17 protein-coding genes are annotated in these 18,677 nt (G+C 60.0%); 8 read left to right on the top strand and 9 right to left on the bottom strand.

The window, feature by feature from the left end:
- Positions 1 to 6: 6 nt before the first annotated feature.
- The 9 genes from PLUT_RS04180 to PLUT_RS04220 form a co-directional block, all read right to left on the bottom strand.
- Positions 7 to 1,425 carry a CpaF family protein gene (locus tag PLUT_RS04180; RefSeq protein ID WP_011357541.1) on the bottom strand — a complete coding sequence of 473 codons (1,419 nt, stop codon included), beginning with the start codon at positions 1,423 to 1,425 and terminating at the stop codon, positions 7 to 9.
- Entirely contained in the window at positions 1,401 to 2,546 is a 1,146-nt protein-coding gene (locus PLUT_RS04185; protein WP_011357542.1) for an AAA family ATPase, read from the bottom strand. Before PLUT_RS04185 ends, PLUT_RS04180 begins: the two co-directional genes overlap by 25 nt.
- Positions 2,547 to 2,552: 6 nt before the next feature.
- Complete coding sequence (locus tag PLUT_RS04190) at positions 2,553 to 3,596, bottom strand: pilus assembly protein TadG-related protein (RefSeq protein ID WP_041464052.1); 1,044 nt, start codon at positions 3,594 to 3,596, stop codon at positions 2,553 to 2,555.
- Between the two features lie 2 nt (positions 3,597 to 3,598).
- Complete coding sequence (locus PLUT_RS04195) at positions 3,599 to 4,030, bottom strand: TadE/TadG family type IV pilus assembly protein (protein WP_041464053.1); 432 nt, start codon at positions 4,028 to 4,030, stop codon at positions 3,599 to 3,601.
- Positions 4,031 to 4,065: 35 nt separating this feature from the next.
- Positions 4,066 to 5,526, bottom strand: coding sequence for a type II and III secretion system protein family protein (locus PLUT_RS04200; RefSeq protein WP_011357545.1), 1,461 nt, complete (start codon positions 5,524 to 5,526; stop codon positions 4,066 to 4,068).
- 6 nt (positions 5,527 to 5,532) lie between these two features.
- Positions 5,533 to 6,333 carry a Flp pilus assembly protein CpaB gene (cpaB, locus tag PLUT_RS04205; RefSeq protein WP_011357546.1) on the bottom strand — a complete coding sequence of 267 codons (801 nt, stop codon included), beginning with the start codon at positions 6,331 to 6,333 and terminating at the stop codon, positions 5,533 to 5,535.
- 30 nt (positions 6,334 to 6,363) lie between these two features.
- Positions 6,364 to 6,546, bottom strand: coding sequence for a Flp family type IVb pilin (locus PLUT_RS04210; RefSeq protein ID WP_011357547.1), 183 nt, complete (start codon positions 6,544 to 6,546; stop codon positions 6,364 to 6,366).
- Positions 6,547 to 6,800: 254 nt separating this feature from the next.
- Positions 6,801 to 7,088, bottom strand: a complete 288-nt coding sequence (locus PLUT_RS04215; protein WP_041463796.1) for a hypothetical protein — start codon at positions 7,086 to 7,088, stop codon at positions 6,801 to 6,803.
- A 379-nt stretch (positions 7,089 to 7,467) separates the two neighbouring features.
- Positions 7,468 to 8,757, bottom strand: coding sequence for an APC family permease (locus PLUT_RS04220; RefSeq protein WP_011357549.1), 1,290 nt, complete (start codon positions 8,755 to 8,757; stop codon positions 7,468 to 7,470).
- A 31-nt stretch (positions 8,758 to 8,788) separates the two neighbouring features.
- Here PLUT_RS04220 and PLUT_RS04225 point away from each other — a divergent pair, with 31 nt between their 5' ends.
- From PLUT_RS04225 to PLUT_RS04260, 8 genes are all read left to right on the top strand, one after another.
- Positions 8,789 to 9,256: a methylated-DNA--[protein]-cysteine S-methyltransferase gene (locus PLUT_RS04225; RefSeq protein WP_041464054.1), complete on the top strand. Its 468-nt coding sequence runs from the start codon at positions 8,789 to 8,791 to the stop codon at positions 9,254 to 9,256.
- 109 nt (positions 9,257 to 9,365) lie between these two features.
- Complete coding sequence (locus PLUT_RS04230; protein WP_011357550.1) at positions 9,366 to 10,283, top strand: helix-turn-helix domain-containing protein; 918 nt, start codon at positions 9,366 to 9,368, stop codon at positions 10,281 to 10,283.
- A 96-nt stretch (positions 10,284 to 10,379) separates the two neighbouring features.
- Positions 10,380 to 11,483: an efflux RND transporter periplasmic adaptor subunit gene (locus PLUT_RS04235; protein ID WP_157858137.1), complete on the top strand. Its 1,104-nt coding sequence runs from the start codon at positions 10,380 to 10,382 to the stop codon at positions 11,481 to 11,483.
- Positions 11,484 to 11,507: 24 nt separating this feature from the next.
- Entirely contained in the window at positions 11,508 to 14,720 is a 3,213-nt protein-coding gene (locus tag PLUT_RS04240) for an efflux RND transporter permease subunit (RefSeq protein ID WP_011357552.1), read from the top strand.
- Positions 14,717 to 16,147, top strand: a complete 1,431-nt coding sequence (locus PLUT_RS04245; RefSeq protein WP_011357553.1) for an efflux transporter outer membrane subunit — start codon at positions 14,717 to 14,719, stop codon at positions 16,145 to 16,147. Before PLUT_RS04240 ends, PLUT_RS04245 begins: the two co-directional genes overlap by 4 nt.
- A 135-nt stretch (positions 16,148 to 16,282) precedes the next feature.
- The gene (locus PLUT_RS04250; protein WP_011357554.1) at positions 16,283 to 17,083 is read left to right on the top strand and encodes a ferredoxin--NADP reductase; all 801 of its coding nucleotides are present in this window, start codon (positions 16,283 to 16,285) and stop codon (positions 17,081 to 17,083) included.
- Positions 17,084 to 17,225: 142 nt separating this feature from the next.
- Positions 17,226 to 17,456 carry a hypothetical protein gene (locus PLUT_RS04255; RefSeq protein WP_011357555.1) on the top strand — a complete coding sequence of 77 codons (231 nt, stop codon included), beginning with the start codon at positions 17,226 to 17,228 and terminating at the stop codon, positions 17,454 to 17,456.
- Positions 17,457 to 17,610: 154 nt separating this feature from the next.
- The gene (locus tag PLUT_RS04260) at positions 17,611 to 18,630 is read left to right on the top strand and encodes a cytochrome-c peroxidase (RefSeq protein ID WP_157858219.1); all 1,020 of its coding nucleotides are present in this window, start codon (positions 17,611 to 17,613) and stop codon (positions 18,628 to 18,630) included.
- Positions 18,631 to 18,677: the final 47 nt, after the last annotated feature.

Genomic DNA, 18,677 nt, shown 5'->3' on the forward strand with positions numbered 1-18,677 from the left:
TCCCTGTTAGTCGTTCGGCGGCTCGAACATTCCGTCGCTGAGCCGGATGCCGTAGGTCTGGATTTTTTCAGACACTTTGGGACGCACGCCCGTCGCCCTGAACATTCCCTCCACCGTTCCGTCCGGGTTCGTGCCGATGCGTTTATAGCAGAAGATTTCCTGTGAGGTGATGATTTCTCCTTCCATGCCGATGATTTCCTGGATGCTGGTGATCTTGCGGCTGCCGTCGCTCTGGCGTGAAACCTGGACGATAAAGTGGATCGACGAGGAGATGAGCTGGCGGAGGGCTTTGCCCGGCAGCGAGAGCCCACCCATGCCTACCAGGTTTTCAAGCCGGGCGAGCGAATCCCGCGGGCTGTTGGCATGAACGGTGGTGAGCGAGCCGTCGTGGCCGGTGTTCATGGCCTGCAGCATATCGATCACCTCGGCGCTGCGGACCTCGCCGAGAACGATGCGGTCAGGCCGCATGCGGAGCGTGTTTTTCACCAGTGCACGCATGGTGATTTCGGCTTTTCCTTCGATGTTCGGCGGGCGGGTTTCCAGCCGGATGACATGATCCTGCTGCAGCTGCAGTTCGGCAGTGTCTTCAATGGTGACGATGCGCTCATTGTGGGGAATGTAGCCCGAGAGAATATTGAGCAGCGTGGTCTTGCCCGAGCCGGTGCCTCCGGAAATGAGGATGTTGCACTTTACCTTGACGAGCGCCGAGAGCAGTTCGGCCATGGCGGGTGTGAGGGTGTTTTTTTCAATGAGGTCCTTCATCTCAAGGGGTACGACCGAAAAGCGCCGGATGGTGAGGACCGGGCCGTCGAGAGCGAGCGGCGGAATGATGGCGTTGACGCGCGATCCGTCGGGCAGGCGGGCATCGACCATCGGGCTGGATTCATCGATCCGACGCCCCACACGGGAGACGATCTTGTCGATGATTTTCATGAGGTGCGCGTCATCGTTGAAGCGGACGTCGGTAAGTTCAATACGGCCGCTGCTCTCGACATAGACGTTCTGGTAGCCGTTGACCATGATCTCAGAAATGGCGGCATCGGCCAGGAGCGGCTCCAGTGGGCCGAGCCCCATGATTTCGTTTTTGAGGTCCGAAACGAGCCTGGCCCGCTCTTCATGATTGAGAGGGATGGCGTCTTCTTCGATCTGCGCCAGCAGCAGGACCCCGAGCTCGTTTCGCAGCTGCTCGGGGGTCATGGTTTCAATGGAGTTGAGGTCGATACGGGTGAGCAGCTGCTGGTGCAGCTTCTTTTTGGTCGCGTAATAGTCAACCCCCGGGGAGGCCTTGGCTTTTGAGGGCGGTGTTGGTGGGGGTTGGGTTTCAGCGATATGAGCCCGTGTTTGGCTGTCCGTGACGGCCTCCGCAACCGCAGCCCCTTTCAAGGAAATGTTCCAGAGGCTTATCTGATCTTTAAGCGTTCCCATAGCGTGCGTTTTGCATGACGGCTGCCCGTGAGCTGCAGGGCCCAGTCGACAATGGTTTTGGAAAGCCTGGATTCGGGTGCCGCCTGCAGGAGGGGCTGGCCCATCATGAGGGACTCTTCCACAGCGTCGGCGTCGGAGGGGAAGCGCCGCTCAATCGGACGCTCGATGACTTTTTCGATTTCGGTACAGGTGAGCCGTACGCTGGCGTCGGCACGGTTGAGGATGATGTTGATCTCCGGGACGGGTTTATCGAGCTCGCCGGAGAGTTTGAGCAGATGGCCCGCCCGGCGAAGCGAAGGCAGCGAGGGTGTCGATACGATTGAGAGCTCATCGAGCTGCTCAAGTACCCAGACGCCGACCTGGTCGATGCATGAGCCGAGGTCTACCAGAATGAAGTTGTAGGATTCTCTGGCGATTTGGACGAGCTGGCTTACGCGCGCGGGTTCGATGTCGACGATTTTTTCGAACGTTGCAGGCGAGGAGATGAGGTCGAAGGTGGAGCTGAGGTGCTGCACCATGCTGTCGAGGAGTGAACGGTCGAGCCGGTCGGATTGACAGGAGATGTCGGCCAGATCCTGGCAATGGGTTTCTCCGGTAAGGTACATGTCAAGGTCGCCGAATGGCAGGGATGCGTCGATTGCCAGCACCCTGATGGCCGGCTCGCAGGAAAGCGCGAAGGCCAGGTTTGCCGCCAAGCAGGAACTGCCGTCCCCGCCTTTGGAAGAGACAAACCCGATTACCCGGCCGCGGCTGGTGCAGGCGCCGCTGGTACGGAGGTCTATGCGCCGGATGACCTGGCGGAGGGTTTCGGGGGCGCTGTCCTGAATGACTTCACGTACACCGGCCTGCATGAGGGAGATCAGCAGTTCCGGCTGTGAGGCCGGGTGCAGGGCCACGATGGCGGCGTGCGGCAGAGCGACGGAGAGCAGCTCCACCTCGCGGATGTACTCACTGCCGGCATTCTCAAAGCCCGCCAGCACGACGAGGTCGGGTTTCCGCGCCGTGAGCTGGCGGACCATGTCTGCCGGCTCGCCGACCAGCCCTGTCAGCTGGTGCTGGCCGGTTTCAAAGAGGATGCCGGGAACCTCCCATGGGCGGGGAGAGTACACAACGATGTTCATGGGTGGTTATTTGACCAGTATGGGGGGCGTGTAGGCACCGTATGATACCCCGTTGCCGGTGCCCGGATTTGTGCCGGGGATGGTTGCTGCGGGGATGAAATGCCCGGTGATATATTTTCCGCCCTGATTGTAGCCATCAATATGAAACGCAGCAATTGCAACGACAGGAACAAAGGCATTGGTTGCAACCTCGTTTACGACGAAGATGCCGACATCGGTGCCGACGGGTACTTCTGCGTATAAGGTTGCCTTGGCTCCCGGCTGGATGTACGTGTCATCTCCGATTGATAATTCGGTGGTGTTGCCGTTGTCGATGAGGTCCCGCATGAATGGGACATCGGGGTTTGCTATCGACGACTGAAATGTGGTCCATTGGCCCGACAATACGTCAACACCGTTGAATGTGTAGACGGATCCGAGGTCAATGGTAGGCGCGACGCCATTCTGCAGAACGGGAGTGTTGGTGTTGAAATCCCAATAATGTTCGAGCATTGCCAAGCCGATAACAAAGGGAAACAGACCGGTGCCGCCTGCTGGTGGAGCTATGACGGCAACGGAGCTGCCCTGGACATCCTGTTCGGCGATCCCTAGAACGGGTGCGAAAAAGAGCCTCAGGGGGCCGTTGTTAAGGGTCCGGGAGATGGTGATGGTGACCTGCACTGCGGCAACATCCCCTGCAGCGGGCACGCCGGGTGTGCCGGGGGCGCGCAGGCCCTCTGAGGGGTCCTGGATGTTCCAGTAGCCGGTTTCAATGAGGGCATCCTGAATCCCGGCGCCATTGGCGACGTTGCGCCGTGCAATATCCAGCGCAGCGGACCCGGCTGCTGACCAGTTGTAGGGGTTTCCCCCGGAATCGCTGAGTGAGCGGGCTCCGCCGAGAGCCGCTGCGTCGGCCGCGTTCTGCAGCTCGACCCTGGTCAGATGGATGCGGGCCAGATCGACAGCCAGAGCGGCAAAGCCCAGGAGCACCGGCAGCGTGAGGGCAAAGAGGATGGCGGCTCCGCCGCGCTCGCTCTGCAGCCGTTTTTGTCTCTGAGGTGAATGTGCCATGGTCATTCGAGCCTCATGGTTGTTTGTGACGAGATCACCAGATCCGGCACAATGAAGATGCCGGTGAAATCGACGGTCGCCGAGACCGTGAGGATATTGTCAAGAGTCGGAGTGGAATTCGTGGAAACAGCCGCACTCACGGGGGCGCCGAAGGAGATGAGGTTGTTCTGGCAGACGCGGTCTGCCGCGAGGGTTGCGCTGCTGCGTATGATGGCGTCGGTACGGTCCGGAACGAACAGGACGCCGGCACGCGCTCCCTCCCTGGTGGCCATGGTGAGTACGGTTTTGTTGTACAGGGCGGCAGAAAATGACACAACACCGAACAGGAGCGCAAGAAACACGGGCAGGATGAGCGCAAATTCGACCAGCACGCTGCCCTTCCGGGATCGGATGCACCTCGCTTTCGGGAAAGGAAGGGTTGGCGTGGGCCTCATTTTTTTTGTCTTGATGCTCATGGAGGCCATGGTGGTCATTTCGCCCCTCCTGAACCATCCAGCTTTCCTTCTATGAACAGCTCAAGGGGAGCAGGCGGAACGAACCGGTCGGTGGGGAGCTCCGGCGCCGGGTTGCCGGCCTTGACCAGGGTCGGGCGGACAATGACCATGAGTTCGGTCGTTTCCTTATTCATCTCGGTATGCCGGAAGAGCGATCCGAGAACGGGAATGGAGGAGAGCAGGGGGACGGAGCGCTTGACTTCGGTGAGATTGTCGCGGAGCAGGCCGCCGATGACCAGATTCTCACCCTCCTGCATCTGCACGGTGGTGGACGCGTAGCTGAGTTTGAATGCCGGCAGGCTGGTGGATGTGCCTGCAGTGACTGCTTCTTTGAGGGGCTCGGAGACCTCGGGGGCAACCTTGAGCGAAATACGGCCGGAATCCAGCACGGTTGGCGTGCATCGCAGCCCTACCCCGTAGGTTCGTTCAACGTAGTCGACCGATCCGTTGGTGCCGAGGGTGGGGGTATAGACTTTACCGCCGACGAGGAAGTACCCCTCCTCTCCGCTCATGGCGACAATGGTAGGCTCGGCAAGGATTTTAACCAGCCCTTTTTTTTGCTCGGCATCAACTGTGAGGCGGTTGCCTTCCGTGCTGCCGGGCATGCCGCCGGTCTTGAGCAGGAGGTCGAGGGTGGCGTTGCTGACGAACCCGGTCATGAGGCTTCCCTGTGTGCTGCCACGTCCCTGTGTCCAGCCGATGCCCAGGCTTTCAATGTGGGAGCGGGACACTTCTGCGATGCGGACTTCGAGCCGGACCTGCTGCGGATCGCGGATTTTGAGGAGATTGACCACGCGGGGCGTATCGCGGGCTGCGGGCGACCGGCTGGCGGCCGCACCGGGCAGGGCGGACGGTGCGGCAGGAGCACTGTCATGGATGCCGGAGATCCCTGGGGCCCCAACAGATCCGGATGCTCCGGCACTTCCGGCCAGCAGTGCGGATTCGGGGTTGAGCGCCGGCACCGTGCCGCCGGAATATGCAATGACCAGGCGGTAGGCCGTGTCAGCAGCCATGGCGTCAGATGCAGAGCCGCTGAGTACCAAAGCATGGCCCGAGGCGTAGAGCTGAATGCCTGTCTCCCCGGGAAGCACGACCCTCAGCAGCTCCTGTATGGGGGCGACATTGCGGCTCACCCGGAGCGATCTGCTGCTGACCTTTCCTTTACGGTCCCATACGGTAAGATTGGTCGAGCCTGTTTTCTTTCCCAGCAGATAGATCTCCGAAGGGTTCAGCATGATATAGTCGGCAACTTCGGGATCGCCGACCGCCACCCGCGTAACGGGTTGAGGGAGCCGATAGACCCTCGATTCTCCCACAGGCACCCGGTACGGCGGGACATAGGCCGATCCGGCAGCGGGAGCGGTGGCGGCGAGGAGTGCGGCAAGGGTACTTGCCCTGCAGCCCGAACGCATGATGGAGGGTATCTTCATCTGCATGGCGGTTTAAGGGGTGGCGGCAGGTTGGCGGCTGGTGCCGCGGATTTCATCTGGCTTGCTGCCTTGAGCCGGAGCTGCTGCATGTGCAGCGCCTGCAGGGCCCTGTCGGCCGGCGGACTGTGCCTGTATGATATCGGCCAGACGTACACCCGCAGAGTTTATTTCGCCTGTGTCGAGTTCGTTGCGGAGCACCAGCGAGAGCACCCCGATGCTGCGTGCAAGATCAAGTGTTTCGGATTCGTGCGGCGTAAGCTCAAGGGTGACGGCATTCACCACTTTGGGTTTGTCGGGTTCCGCGGTGGTTTCCTGGGCCACGGCCAGTACTTTGATGCGTGAGAGCACCGTTCGGGAAAAAGGCTGTCGCTCAGCATCTCTGCCGCTGACCAGAATGTCCACATAGCTGCCAGGCAGGGCAAAGCCGGCAACGGCAATAACCTCGTTCACTTTAACGGTAATGGCGCGCTTGCCGTCCGGGATGATCGATGACAAGCCGCCGGAGGCATTCGTCGGGGCCAGTTTGCCGGGCAGAACCGGCTCTCCGGCAATCATCGACACGCGGGCAATCCGGCCCGCCACATCGTCGGTCCGGGCGGACGCACCCTCTGGAACGGTTGACCGGGGCCATTGGACGGCCTTGAGTTGATTCTCGGCAATGGCGGTGCCTGCGTCGATGGCCCGGGCCGCAATGACGACCGTAGGCCCTGACACCTCACTCCTGCTTTGCACGACACCCATCCAGCGGGCGGTGATGAAAGCCGCCATCGCTCCAAGCGTGAGAGCGATGGCAGCATGGGTCGGTAGTTTCACCGTTTTAGGGGTTAGGGGGTAAAATCGTTGTTACTCAGTGGTGCCGGCAGCACCCGAAAGAGCGTCTGAGATGGTGGTGAAAATGGTCGTCAGATTCTCTCCGACAAGACCAAGAGCTGTGATGACCACAACTGCAACCAGCGCTGCAATCAAGGCGTACTCGATCATGGTTACGCCTTTTTGTGATGTGATGGGGGAGAGCCTGTTCAGCATGGTGTCCTCACTGTTTATGGTTGATTTTTTTTGATGCCGACGTCTTAATCGCCCCGCCGTGTCGGGCGGGGCGATTCCTCACAGGACAGGCTTGCGACTGATGGTGGCGGGTGTCTGCTGTCGACGAAGCTGTTCGAGATGTTTCGGTTCGCCATGACTGGTTTGGCAAGGTTGAAAAGCATCAACAATCAAAAAAATCCAGGCAGCAGGTCTTTTTCCCTCAATACCGTAGAGAGGCTGTCGCCGTATAGGACTTATGGGGCCAGAGGGACGGCGTGCAGGTGTTTCCTGCGGTGCCGGGTTTTGTGAGCGGGTATATAGGCTGCGGTCGGCCTTGAGGGCTGATTCGATGAGACCGGTCCGGCGGGCGAGGCCCTGTGGGCTTCCGGCACGAGCGGCTTCCAGAGGGCGATGGCTGCCGCTGAAACACCGCCGGGGTCCTCGACGGACACCGTGTCAATGGATGTAACGCCGTCAAGGACAGCTGGGCCACCGGGGTGGAACAGCGGCACGGAGGCTTGTATGTTGAGTGATTTCCGCATGTCGCTGGGGGTCAATGCGTTTATCTGAAGGAGTTTCTATGACATGACGTTCCGAGTCGCTGTTCTGCCGGTACTATTGATGATCATCTCCAACGGGCCTGCACACATCAGGGCCATCGTGCTACATCATTGGTTATCAATCTGTCATATATATAAAGTACACAAGTGCGGGAGTCGGCGCAAGCTATATCGTATATAAATATATGTAGGTGCGCTAATTTAATGATGTAAACCAAGCAGATTGATGCGGTTACAGATATATGTTTCATGTATCTCTGTTGTAGTCCACTGTAACGAAATGAAAAACAACGACATGCCGGGCATCAAGCAAAAAAGGCCCGGGAGTCCGGAAAGAGGGTGCGGTGTCAGCTTTTATCGGTCATCCGCTGAAGTTCCGGCTCCTCAGGTGGCGGTGGATGTGCCCGGCAGCGAGTGCGGTGAGGAGGGTGAGGAGGGTTCCGTAGAACGATGACGGGCTTTGGTTGAGCTGCCACGCCAGAAGTCCTGCCAGGACGGCAGAGAGCACAAGGGTGAAGGCGGCGATGAGGGGGCGGCTTCCTCCGTAGTAAGGGGCAAGCCGGTAATGGGCAGAGAGAACGAAGATGTAGATGATGGTAGAGACCGAGCTCATGATGGAGGCGATTGCGGTCATGTCGAAGAGGAGCGCGAAGAGGAGGCCGAGGCCTGCGGTTATGGAGAGCCCCTCGTTCGAACCAAACCATGCTTTTCGTTCAAACACGACAGGCAGCTCTCCCTCTTTTGCAAGGGCGTAGGCGATGTTGGCTCCCCCATAAATGGTTGCGTTCAGTGCGGAGGCAATCGAGATGAGCGCACCCGTGGAGATGAAAACAAAGCCCCGGCTGCCGAAGAACGGCTTTGCCGCTATGGCAAGGGCGTTGTCGCGGGCACTGATGAGTTCCCGAAGAGGGAGATTGCCTATCGCCACCGCAGCAACCAGTACATACACGACGATGACGAGGAAAATGCAGATGTAGATGGCTCTCGGGACATTCCGTTCAGGGTTTTCGATGTTTTCGGACGCATTGGTGATCAGCCCGAAGCCCATGTAGGAGAGGAAGAAGACGATCGAGCCGGTGAGGATCTCTTTGGTGGCCTGCATGCCGAATGAAGGGTAGATGCGTTCGGGATTGATTGACTGGAACCCCGCCGCGATGAAGATGAAGAGGATAGAGAGCTTGAAGATCACCATGCCGAATTCAACCCTCCCGGTTGTCTTGCTCCCGAAACAGTTGAGGGCGGTGAAGAACAGGAGTACGGCGGCTTCGGCTGCGCCCATGGCGAGGGCGGTTGCGGGGATATGCAGAAGCGGCAGCAGGTAGCCGGCGAATCCCTTGATGAAGAGCGAGATGGAGACGACGTAGCTGAGCCACAGAAGGACTGCCAGGGAGCCGGTGAGCGCATTGTCGCCGAAGCCCTTCTGGATGAAGGCGATCGGCCCTGCATTCGAAATGATCTTTCCTCCGAGCGTCGCAAAGGAATAGGCCACCATGAGGGCGAGGAGTCCTGAAAGGATGAAGGCTTCAGGCAGGTGCCTGCCCGAGATCTCTGCCCCGATGCCGAAGATGGTGAAGATGCTCGCACCGATCATGCTCCCTACGGCCATTGCAACGGCTTCCGGAAGCGAGAGCTTTTTGTTTTCACCTTTCATGGCCGTACGTTATACAAACACCCGAAGCTCCATGCACCTCTATTTCCGCCATACCCTCATCGGCACCATCGGCATCGCCGAGCGGAGGGGCGCCATATGCAATCTGTATTTCCAGCAGCAGTTCCCTTACCCCGACGCTGCACTCTGCAGAACGGATCTCCTGCAGGAAGCGTTCCGGCAGCTTGACGCCTGGCTTGCCGGCAGCATCAGGACATTTTCCCTTCCCCTGGAACCGGCACCGACCCCGTTCGCCCGTTGTGTGCGTGAGGCGCTTCTCTGTATTCCCCCCGGTGCCGTGTCCACCTATTCCGGGGTTGCTGAAGCCATCCTCCACCCTCATGCCGCACGGGCCGTAGGCTCGGCCTGCAGCCGTAACCCGCTGCCCCTGTTCATCCCCTGTCACCGCGTCGTGCCGGCCTCCGGCGGGACCGGTCTCTACCGGGGAGGAGCGGCGCTGAAGAGCACCCTTCTTGAGCTCGAGCAGCGCCGCACCGCCTGATCCCGTGCTGTTCTCCCGCGGGTCATCACTACGCCTTTTTTTGTGGAATGGTTTGAAAAGTCCAAATCTTGAGGAAGATTGTCTAAAGCTTTTGAGGCCTTCTGTTGGTATGTTTACAGCATTGGATGCATTGACCAACCTTTTCAACTCCGGAAGTGCATTGAAGCGTGATCATGACATACCGGTCAGCAGGCTGGAGAACAGTTTCTTTGAAATCGTCCGGCTCTCCGACCTGGATGCTTCGATGAAGCGGCCGAACCACCGGCACGACTTTTTCAAGATCCTCTGGTTCACCTCCAGCAGTGATGCGGCGCATTTCATTGATTTCGAATCCTATCCTGCCGAATCGGGACTGATCTACCTGATTGCCCCCGGTCAGGTGCATGCCTATGAAGGACTTTCCGGTAGCGGCTACGCCATCGTTTTTTCACTTGACCTGTTCAGCAGCATCCAGAACCCCCGGCTCAGGCTCATGTTCAACCCGTTCATGAACCGGGGCATCCCGTCCGGGAGCGACGAGGCCGGCGTTCTCCGCCAGCTTGCCGAACTGATGGTACTGGAATCCGGAGGAAAGAAAGATTTTTTCATTCTTCTGTCGTATGTTGAAGCATTTTTGCGCCATATTGCACGCATGCACAGCGAGGCGTCATTCGTCCTGACAAAGGCAGGGGAGCGCATGGGTAAACTTTTTGCTCTCGTTGACGGTAGTTTCCGCAGCGAGCGCCGCTCGGATTTTTACGCTTCTGCGCTCGGTATCACCCCGAAACGCCTGAACGAGATCCTCAACGAACGCTTCGGCACGACCCTTACCCGGATCCTGCACCGGCGGCTGATCCTTGAAGCAAAAAGGGAGGTTGCCTACGGGAGGAAGAGTTTCAAGGAGATCGCCTTTGAACTGGGCTTCAGCGACCAGGCCTACTTCAGCAGGTTCTTCAAGGCGCAGGCCGGCATGATGCCGGCGGACTTCCGGAGGACCATGGCCTCGGGTCCCGGCGGTGCCATGCCGAAAGATGCTGGAGGATCATGATGTGGCGGGCTGTGTGAGGGCCCATCTGACGGCCCGATGAGACGGGCAATGCAACTGCAATGCTATCAATGAATTACAGGGTATATGAACAACACTATGAGATTCTTCCCCGGACGTTCAGTGGCTCCGGCTCTTCTCGGCTTTGTGCTGCTCTTTTCGGGCTGCGGCCAGAAGGGTGGCGGACCGGGTATTGCGGAGCTGCCCGTCCTGACCCTCAAGCCTTCCGACGCAAGGGTCGAAAGCGCCTATCCCGCCGTTCTTGAGGGCCGGGTCAACGTTGAAATCCGTCCGAGGATCGACGGCACCCTGGAGAAGATCCATGTCGGGGAGGGCTCGTTCGTCAAGGCGGGCCAGCCGCTCTTCACCATTGATGACCGTAGCTACCGCCAGGCGTACATGGCTGCTGCGGCAGCCCGTGACGCCGCAAAAATCGATGTGGACCGCCTGCTTCCGCTGGTGGAGCACAAGGTGGTTTCCGGGGTGCAGCTTGACGCCGCACGCGCGAAATTCCGTGCGGCCGATGCAGCCAGGGAGGCGGCACGGATCGACCTCGGCTACAGTGTCCTCCGCTCTCCCGTCAGCGGCTACGTGGGCATGATACCGTTCCGTATCGGAAGCCTTGTTTCGAGGAACCAGACGGAGCGGCTGACCATCATCAGCGACAACAGCCGGGTACACGCGTATTTCAGCATGAGCGAATCGGACTTCCTTCGTTTCCGCAACGCCTACCCCGGACATACCATCCGGGAGAAGCTCCGGGCCGTGCCGGAGGTGCAGCTGCAGCTGTCGGACGGCAGCGGGTTTGCTGAAAAGGGCCGCCTCGAAACCCTCAGCGGCCTCTTCGATGCTGAAACCGGCTCCATCCGCCTCATGGCCTCATTCCCCAACCCCGACGGCCTGCTCCGTTCAGGCAATACCGGCCGTGTCGTCGTTCCCTCCATCTACCATGACGTGATCCTCGTTCCAGTGGCTGCCACCGTCGAACTGCAGGACAAGATCCTTGTCGCACTGCTCGACAAAGAGGGAAAACTCAAGCGCCGGCCGATAAAGGTCGAGGCCTTAAGCGGAAGCGACTATGTGGTGAGCTCGGGAGTGCGTGCGGGGGACCGGATCGTCACGGCCGGCTACGAGCGCCTCCCGGACGGCACCCCCGTCAAACCCGCCGCCCCGGCTCCCGCCGTATCGAAAGAGAAACCCTAATGACCGCATCCATAGCTTCCGCTCATGTTTGAACGCTTCATAACACGGCCGGTTCTGGCCACGGTCATTTCGGTGATCCTCGTCATCCTCGGTCTCGTCGGAATGGTGCAGCTCTCCGTAACCCGCTTCCCTGACATCGCTCCGCCGAGCGTCACGGTGACTGCCAGTTACCCCGGCGCCAGCGCCGAAACTGTCGGCCGCTCCGTCGCCCCCCCCCTTGAGGAGGCCATCAACGGCGTCGAGAACATGACCTACATGACCTCGACCTCGGCCAACGACGGTTCACTCTCCATCAATGTGTTCTTCAAGCAGGGGACCAACGCCGACCAGGCCGCAGTCAACGTGCAGAACCGTGTGGCGCAGGCCACAAGCCGCCTGCCGGCCGAGGTGAACGAGATCGGCGTGTCGACCATCAAGCGCCAGAACAGCCAGATCATGCTCGTGAACCTCTCGAGCAGCCGTGAGGAATACGACCAGACTTTTCTGCAGAACTATGCGAAGATCAACATCGTCGACGACCTTGCCCGTGTGCCGGGTGTGGGGCAGGTGTCGGTGTACGGGAACATGGACTACTCCATGCGCCTCTGGCTGCGTCCTGAAAAGATGGCGGCTTACGGGGTGAACCCGGATGAGGTCATGGCTGCAGTCAGGAGCCAGAACCTTGAGGCCGCTCCCGGTTCGTTCGGTGAGAGCGGAGGGACGTCGATGCAGTACACCATCAAATACCCCGGCAAGTTCGCCTACCCCGGGGAGTTTGAGCATATCGTCGTGAGGGCCAATCCCGATGGTTCCATCCTCCGGCTCGGGGACCTGGCCCGCGTGGAGTTCGGCGCATACAGCTACGGGGTCAGGGTAAAGGCCAACGGAGATGCGGGCATTGTGCTTGCGGTCTACCAGGCTCCGGGTTCCAACGCCAACGAGGTCGAGACCCGCCTTCGCGAAGTTCTCAAAAAAGCCTCACACTCGTTGCCCGAGGGACTTTCCGTCTCCATTCCCTTCAGTTCCAAAAAGGTGGTCGATGAGTCGATCGAGCAGGTCCAGCACACCCTCATCGAGGCATTCCTCCTCGTCTTCCTCGTCGTGTTCCTTTTCCTTCAGGACTTCCGCTCGACCCTCATTCCGGCCATTGCCGTGCCGGTGGCCATTCTCGGCACGTTCTTCTTCATGAACCTGTTCGGGTTCTCCATCAACGTCCTCACCCTGTTCGGCCTCGTGCTCGCCATCGGCATCGTCGTCGACGACGCCATCGTGGTCGTTGAGGCCGTGCACGCCAAAATGGAGAAGACACACTGGCCGGCAACGGCAGCGACGGTGTCGGCCATGCGTGAAATCACCACGGCCATCGTCACCATCACCCTCGTCATGGCCTCCGTTTTCCTTCCGGTGGGTTTCATGGAGGGATCGACCGGCGTTTTCTACCGCCAGTTCGCCTTCACGCTCGCCATCGCCATTTTGATCTCCGCACTCAACGCCCTGACCCTCAGCCCCGCCCTCTGCGCCCTGTTCCTCGGCGGACTGCACAGTACCGGCAAAGAGGAGGGAAAAGGCCACCGCTTCAGCGCCTTCCAGCGCCGTTTCTTTACCGGATTCAACAGCGGCTTCAATGCCCTCAAGCGGCGGTACCTCGGCCTGCTTCTCCTGCTTCTGCGCAGAAAAAGCGTCGCGCTCTCAGCACTCGGCCTCATCACCGTGCTCTCTTTATGGATGTTCAAAACCACACCGACCGGATTCATCCCTGAAGAGGACAACGGGTTTGTGATCGTTTCCGTCTCGATGCCCGCCGGCGCTTCGCTTGAGCGTACAGAGGCGGTCATGGACCGAGCCGCAGTGATGCTCCGCTCCATGCCGGCAGTCGAACGGGTCATCTCGGTGGCCGGCATCAACATTCTTTCGCGCAGCTCGTCACCCTCCGCCGGCCTCATTTTCATGCAGCTGAAGGATCTCCATCTACGCGGACCCGGCGGGGACATCAAGAGTGTCATCGGCACCATCACCGGCAGTTTGTACTCCATCAAGGAGGGCTCGTTCTTTGCCCTCTCCATGCCAACCGTTCCAGGCTTCAGCACGGTCGGCGGCCTGGAGTTCGTCCTGCAGGACCGCAGCGGCGGCAGCCTCCAGAAATTCAGCGGCATCACTGAAAGCTTCATCGGCAGCCTCATGCAGCGCCCGGAGATCGCGTTTGCCTTCACCACCTTCAACGCATCCTATCCCCAGTACTCGCTCGAAGTGGATGCGGCGCGGGCCAAGCGCATCGGGGTCGAAGTCAGCGATCTGCTGCGGGTGATGCAGGCATACTACGGCAGCATGCAGGCCTCCGACTTCAACCGGTTCGGCAAGTACTACCGGGTGGTCATGCAGGCCGAGCCGGACGCCCGGCGCGACCCTCAGTCACTCAGCGGCATCTTCGTGAAAAGCAGTTCCGGCAGTATGGTGCCGGTCAGCTCCCTCATTACCCTCAAACGGGTCTACGGCCCTGAATCGGTCGACCATTTCAACCTCTTCAACGCCATCCCCATCAACGCCGTCGTGAGTCCCGGCTACAGCACCGGCCAGGCCATCGCGGCCATCGGGGAGGTATCGGCCGCAACGCTGCCGACCGGGTTCACCTACGACTGGAAAGGACAGAGCCGTGAGGAGCTGGAGTCGAGCGGGGGACAGATGGCCATCTTCCTGCTCTCCGTCATTTTCGTCTACTTCCTGCTTTCCGCCCTCTACGAAAGCTATCTCCTGCCGCTCGCCGTCATGCTCTCCATACCGACCGGGCTTCTCGGCGTGTTTATCGGCATCAGGGCGGCCGGCATCGAGAACAACGTCTACGTGCAGGTGGCCATCATCATGCTGATAGGGCTTCTGGCCAAAAACGCCATCCTCATCGTCGAGTTCGCCATGCAGCGCAGGATTGCGGGCATGTCGCTCGGCCGGGCGGCCATAGAGGGCGCCAAGGCCCGGCTCCGCCCCATTCTCATGACCTCCCTGGCGTTCGTCGCCGGCCTCCTGCCGCTGCTCTTCGTCACCGGCCCTGCAGCTGCCGGCAACCACTCCATCGGGGCGGCGGCCATCGGCGGCATGTTTGTCGGCATGGTGCTCGGCATTCTCGTCGTGCCGGTGCTCTTCGTGGTGTTCCAGCACCTGCAGGAGCGCCTGACGGGCCCGGCCGCCGTCATTGTCGAAGCAGGGGAACAGCTTGACTCGGTATTGGCCCGGGAGGGCACCCTAATAAAGGAGGATGAAGCATGAAGAGCAGACTGCACCTAAGGCTTCAGGGGAGTGCGGCAACGATCCTCCTCCTTACAACGCTGCTTCTCGGCGGCTGCGGCGCCAGCGGCAGATTCCACCGCCCCGATGCCGCCCTTCCGGCAGCATACAGGGGGGACGGCAGTGCGGCTTCAATGGCAGATACATCCGTAGCTCTCCTGCCATACAACCGGTTTTTCAGGGACTCCACGCTGGTTGGACTCGTCGACCGTGCAGTCGAGGGGAACCTTGACCTGCAGGTTGCCTTGAAAAACATCGATTATGCCCGCCAGACCCTCAATTCCGCACGCCTCGGTGTTCTGCCCGAGGTAAGCCTCGGCGTGTCCGCATCTTCCTCGCGCCCCTCCGACAACGGCCTCAACGCCGTGACATCCGGCGACAAGACCGTCGAGGCCTTTACTGCCTCCGGCCGTGCTTCATGGGAGGTCGACATCTGGGGCAGGATCCGCAGCCGCAGGAAGTCGGCCCTTGCTTCCTACCTCAAAACCGCCGAAGCCGCCAGGGCTGTCCGTACGCGGCTCGTCGCCGACGTGGCCGATACCTACTACTCGCTGCTTCTTTTCGATGCCCAGCTGGAATCGTCCCGCCGCAACCTCGCCCTTGCCGACACCACCCTCACCATGATCCGCCTGCAATACGATGCCGGCCTCGTCACCTCTCTTGCTGTACAGCAGCAGGATGCCGCACGCCAGAGCATCGCCCTCAGGGTTCCGGAACTCGAGCGGCAGGTCGCTGCCGCTGAAAACGCCCTCAGCATCCTCTGTGGTACCATGCCGGCTTCAGTCCGCCGGGGTGAGCCACTCTTCAGGACCGCCATCCGGGATGACCTCCCCGCAGGCGTTCCTGCCGCCCTGCTTGAGAACCGCCCCGATGTGAAGGGGGCTGAAATGGCGCTTCGTGCCGCCTATCAGGATGTCGAGGCGGCACGCTCTTCGCTATACCCCTCCATAACCCTCACCGCCGAAGGCGGCCTCAACGCACTCCGGGCATCCGACTGGTTCACTACACCCGGCTCGCTGTTCGGGCTTGTAGGCGGTGCGGTGCTGCAGCCTGTCTTCCAGCAGGGGAAACTGCAGGCTCTGCTCCGTCAGGCAAAAATCCGCAACCTCCAGGCCGAGCTGGCGTTCCGCCAGTCGGTGCTCCGGGCAGTCGGGGAGGTGTCCGACGCGCTTGTTGCGCTCCGCAAGATCCAGGAAGGGGAAACGATCGCCGCCCGCCGTGCCGCTTCGCTCGAGACGGCCGTATCCAATGCCTCCATGCTCTTCAAAAGCGGCCTTGCGACCTATCTCGAAGTGATGCAGGCCGAAGAGAGCGCCCTGCAGGCCGAGCTTGAGCTGGCCGACATCCGGCGCCGGCACCTGTCGGCAATGGCCGAGCTGTACCGTGCACTCGGTGGCGGGTGGCGCTGAAGGGGGTGTGCCGGGGTGAACGCATTTGCCCGTTACGATGTTCTTTAGAGGGAGAGTGTTTGGTATGAGGGCCCCCGGGGTCGGACGATAAGCCCTCCCCTACATCTTTACAGTAATAATCAGAAGGAATCGGTGATGACTCAGGTGGAATACAACGCGACGGTAAGCAGGAAAGTCATGGTAACGCCCGACATCATGATGCTGGCGCTTGTGACCGATACCCCGCGAAACGGAGCCGAAGCCGGCCAGTACCTCCTGCTCGGGCTCTACGGCAGAGCACCGCGCTCATCGAATTCCCTCCCGGAATACCCTCCGGTCGCCGACGACCACCTCATCCACCGTCCTTACGCCATCGCATCGCTCTCAACCCAGACTTCACAGTTCGAGTTCTTCATCTCGCAGGTGAAATCCGGCGAGCTCTCCCCGCGCCTCTTCAACCTTCAGCCGGCTGACCGCCTGCACGTCGGAGAGAGCATCAAGGGATCGTTTCTCCTCAACGACACACCCGACGGGAGCGATATCATCATGATCGCTACCGGAACAGGCATCGCCCCCTACATCAGTTTTCTCCGCACGCATATTGCCGAGCGCCCTGAAAGCAAGATGATCGTCATTCAGGGTGCGGCGCATCTGGAGGACCTCGGATACTTCAGCGAACTGGCCTTCCTTGAGAAAACCTACCCGAACTTTTTCTATGTCCCCACCCTCACCGACCCCGACAGCAGATGGCTCGGTCAGCGGGCTTCGATAGAAGAGCTGCTTGAAAACGATTTTCTCCAGAACGGCTTCAACATCACCCCTGATCCGGAGTGGACCCACTTCTTCATTTCCGGCAAGCCCGACATGGTCGTCCGGATATCGCAGTGGCTCGAAGGGTTCGGCTACAGCCGCCACCATCCCGATGCACCGGGTGAGTACTATATCGAAGAGTACTGAGACCTTCCCGACAGCGGGCGGCAGGGCCGCCGCCCGGGTTCTGTTTCCCTGCATTTTCTCCTGTATATGATCCGTACTTTGTATATTAAAGTATTGTGGTGCCGCAGTTTCATGAGCAACCGATAACTGGAGGGAATCCATCATGTTGAAAGAAGCCGCAGGAGCAGCCGGAGGCGCCCTGCTTTTTTCGCCGCTCGCCATGCCGTTCGTCCTGCACGGAGTTGCAGGGCTTCTGGTCGGCGGCGCAGGGCTCTATGCCGCTGACTCGATGCTCAAGCAGGTCATGGACGCCACCGCGAAGCAGAAAGGACGTCCGGAACCCGCTGAACGTGTCGTCCAGCACGTCCGGACACCGGGAGAGGAGGGGGAGTGAAGCGCGCCATCGGCGGTTAGCGGCCTGCAGCGCGCAGTCCGCCCTTTTTTTTGTTTTCATGATCCGGCCCAGGGCGTCCATGCCCGGGCTTTCCGGCATGCGTGTTGCTGCCGGCGCGCTCATGAATTTGAAAAAACTCAAGAAGCACATCACCATGAACGCAACGTCACGGTTGTTTGCGGCAGCGGCTTTTTCAGTCCTCGCAGCCTGCTCCGAGGGGGGACAGACCCCCCGGTCTTCCTCCCTCCGCAGCGAACCGGTTGCCCCTGTGGCTGCAGCCAGGGTCGATGACCCTGAACTCGTAGAGCTTGGCAGGAAGCTCTATTTCGATCCGCGTCTCTCGAAGTCCGGGTTCATTTCCTGCAATTCCTGCCACAACCTCAGCATGGGCGGCAGCGACAACCTGAAGAGCTCCATCGGCCATAACTGGTCGAAAGGGCCGATCAATGCACCCACCGTGCTCAACTCGAGCATGAACCTCGCACAGTTCTGGGACGGCCGTGCCAAAGACCTGCAGGAGCAGGCCGGCGGCCCGATTGCCAACCCCGGTGAAATGGCTTTCACCCACAAGCTGGCTGTCGACATGCTTCTCTCCATACCAGCCTATGTCGATGAGTTCAGGGAGGTGTTCGGTGCGGAGGGTATTGATATCAAGAAGGTCACAAAGGCCATTGCGGCCTTCGAGGAAACGCTCGTTACGCCCGGCTCCCGCTTCGACTTCTGGCTCAAGGGCGACGACAGGGCTCTCTCAGCCGAGGAGCTCGAGGGGTATCAGCTTTTCAAGTCGAGCGGCTGTACGGCATGCCATAACGGCCCGCTCTTTGGCGGCAACTCCTACCAGAAGATGGGTGTTATCGAGCCCTATTCGGCAAAAAGCCCGGCAGAAGGACGCTCCGCCGTTACCGGCAGGGATGCCGACCGGTTCAACTTCAAGGTCCCGACCCTGCGCAATGTGGAATTGACTTATCCATACTTCCACGACGGCGAAGCTGAAACCCTCACGGAAGCCGTTGAAGTGATGGGCCGCATCCAGCTCGGCAGAACCTACAGCGAAAGCGACAACCGGAAAATCGTCGCCTTCCTTAAAACCCTCACCGGCAAGCAGCCGGAAATCATGCTGCCGCTGCTTCCTCCCTCCAGCGACAGCACGCCCCGCCCCACGCCTTTCGAATAAGCCTCAAGCGGCCCCCGGGCGCAACCCTTTAAGGAACATATCCTTCC

The organism is Pelodictyon luteolum DSM 273 (assembly GCF_000012485.1).
GTDB classification, from domain to species: Bacteria; Bacteroidota; Chlorobiia; order Chlorobiales; family Chlorobiaceae; genus Chlorobium; species Chlorobium luteolum.

Coding starts and splice junctions, on each gene's coding strand:
- PLUT_RS04180 (WP_011357541.1), bottom strand. CDS start 1,425: ATGGGAACGCTTAAAGATCAGATAAGCCTCTGGAACATTTCCTTGAAA.
- PLUT_RS04185 (WP_011357542.1), bottom strand. CDS start 2,546: ATGAACATCGTTGTGTACTCTCCCCGCCCATGGGAGGTTCCCGGCATC.
- PLUT_RS04190 (WP_041464052.1), bottom strand. CDS start 3,596: ATGGCACATTCACCTCAGAGACAAAAACGGCTGCAGAGCGAGCGCGGC.
- PLUT_RS04195 (WP_041464053.1), bottom strand. CDS start 4,030: ATGAGGCCCACGCCAACCCTTCCTTTCCCGAAAGCGAGGTGCATCCGA.
- PLUT_RS04200 (WP_011357545.1), bottom strand. CDS start 5,526: ATGCAGATGAAGATACCCTCCATCATGCGTTCGGGCTGCAGGGCAAGT.
- PLUT_RS04210 (WP_011357547.1), bottom strand. CDS start 6,546: ATGCTGAACAGGCTCTCCCCCATCACATCACAAAAAGGCGTAACCATG.
- PLUT_RS04215 (WP_041463796.1), bottom strand. CDS start 7,088: ATGCGGAAATCACTCAACATACAAGCCTCCGTGCCGCTGTTCCACCCC.
- PLUT_RS04220 (WP_011357549.1), bottom strand. CDS start 8,757: ATGAAAGGTGAAAACAAAAAGCTCTCGCTTCCGGAAGCCGTTGCAATG.
- PLUT_RS04225 (WP_041464054.1), top strand. CDS start 8,789: ATGCACCTCTATTTCCGCCATACCCTCATCGGCACCATCGGCATCGCC.
- PLUT_RS04230 (WP_011357550.1), top strand. CDS start 9,366: ATGTTTACAGCATTGGATGCATTGACCAACCTTTTCAACTCCGGAAGT.
- PLUT_RS04235 (WP_157858137.1), top strand. CDS start 10,380: ATGAGATTCTTCCCCGGACGTTCAGTGGCTCCGGCTCTTCTCGGCTTT.
- PLUT_RS04240 (WP_011357552.1), top strand. CDS start 11,508: ATGTTTGAACGCTTCATAACACGGCCGGTTCTGGCCACGGTCATTTCG.
- PLUT_RS04245 (WP_011357553.1), top strand. CDS start 14,717: ATGAAGAGCAGACTGCACCTAAGGCTTCAGGGGAGTGCGGCAACGATC.
- PLUT_RS04250 (WP_011357554.1), top strand. CDS start 16,283: ATGACTCAGGTGGAATACAACGCGACGGTAAGCAGGAAAGTCATGGTA.
- PLUT_RS04255 (WP_011357555.1), top strand. CDS start 17,226: ATGTTGAAAGAAGCCGCAGGAGCAGCCGGAGGCGCCCTGCTTTTTTCG.
- PLUT_RS04260 (WP_157858219.1), top strand. CDS start 17,611: ATGAACGCAACGTCACGGTTGTTTGCGGCAGCGGCTTTTTCAGTCCTC.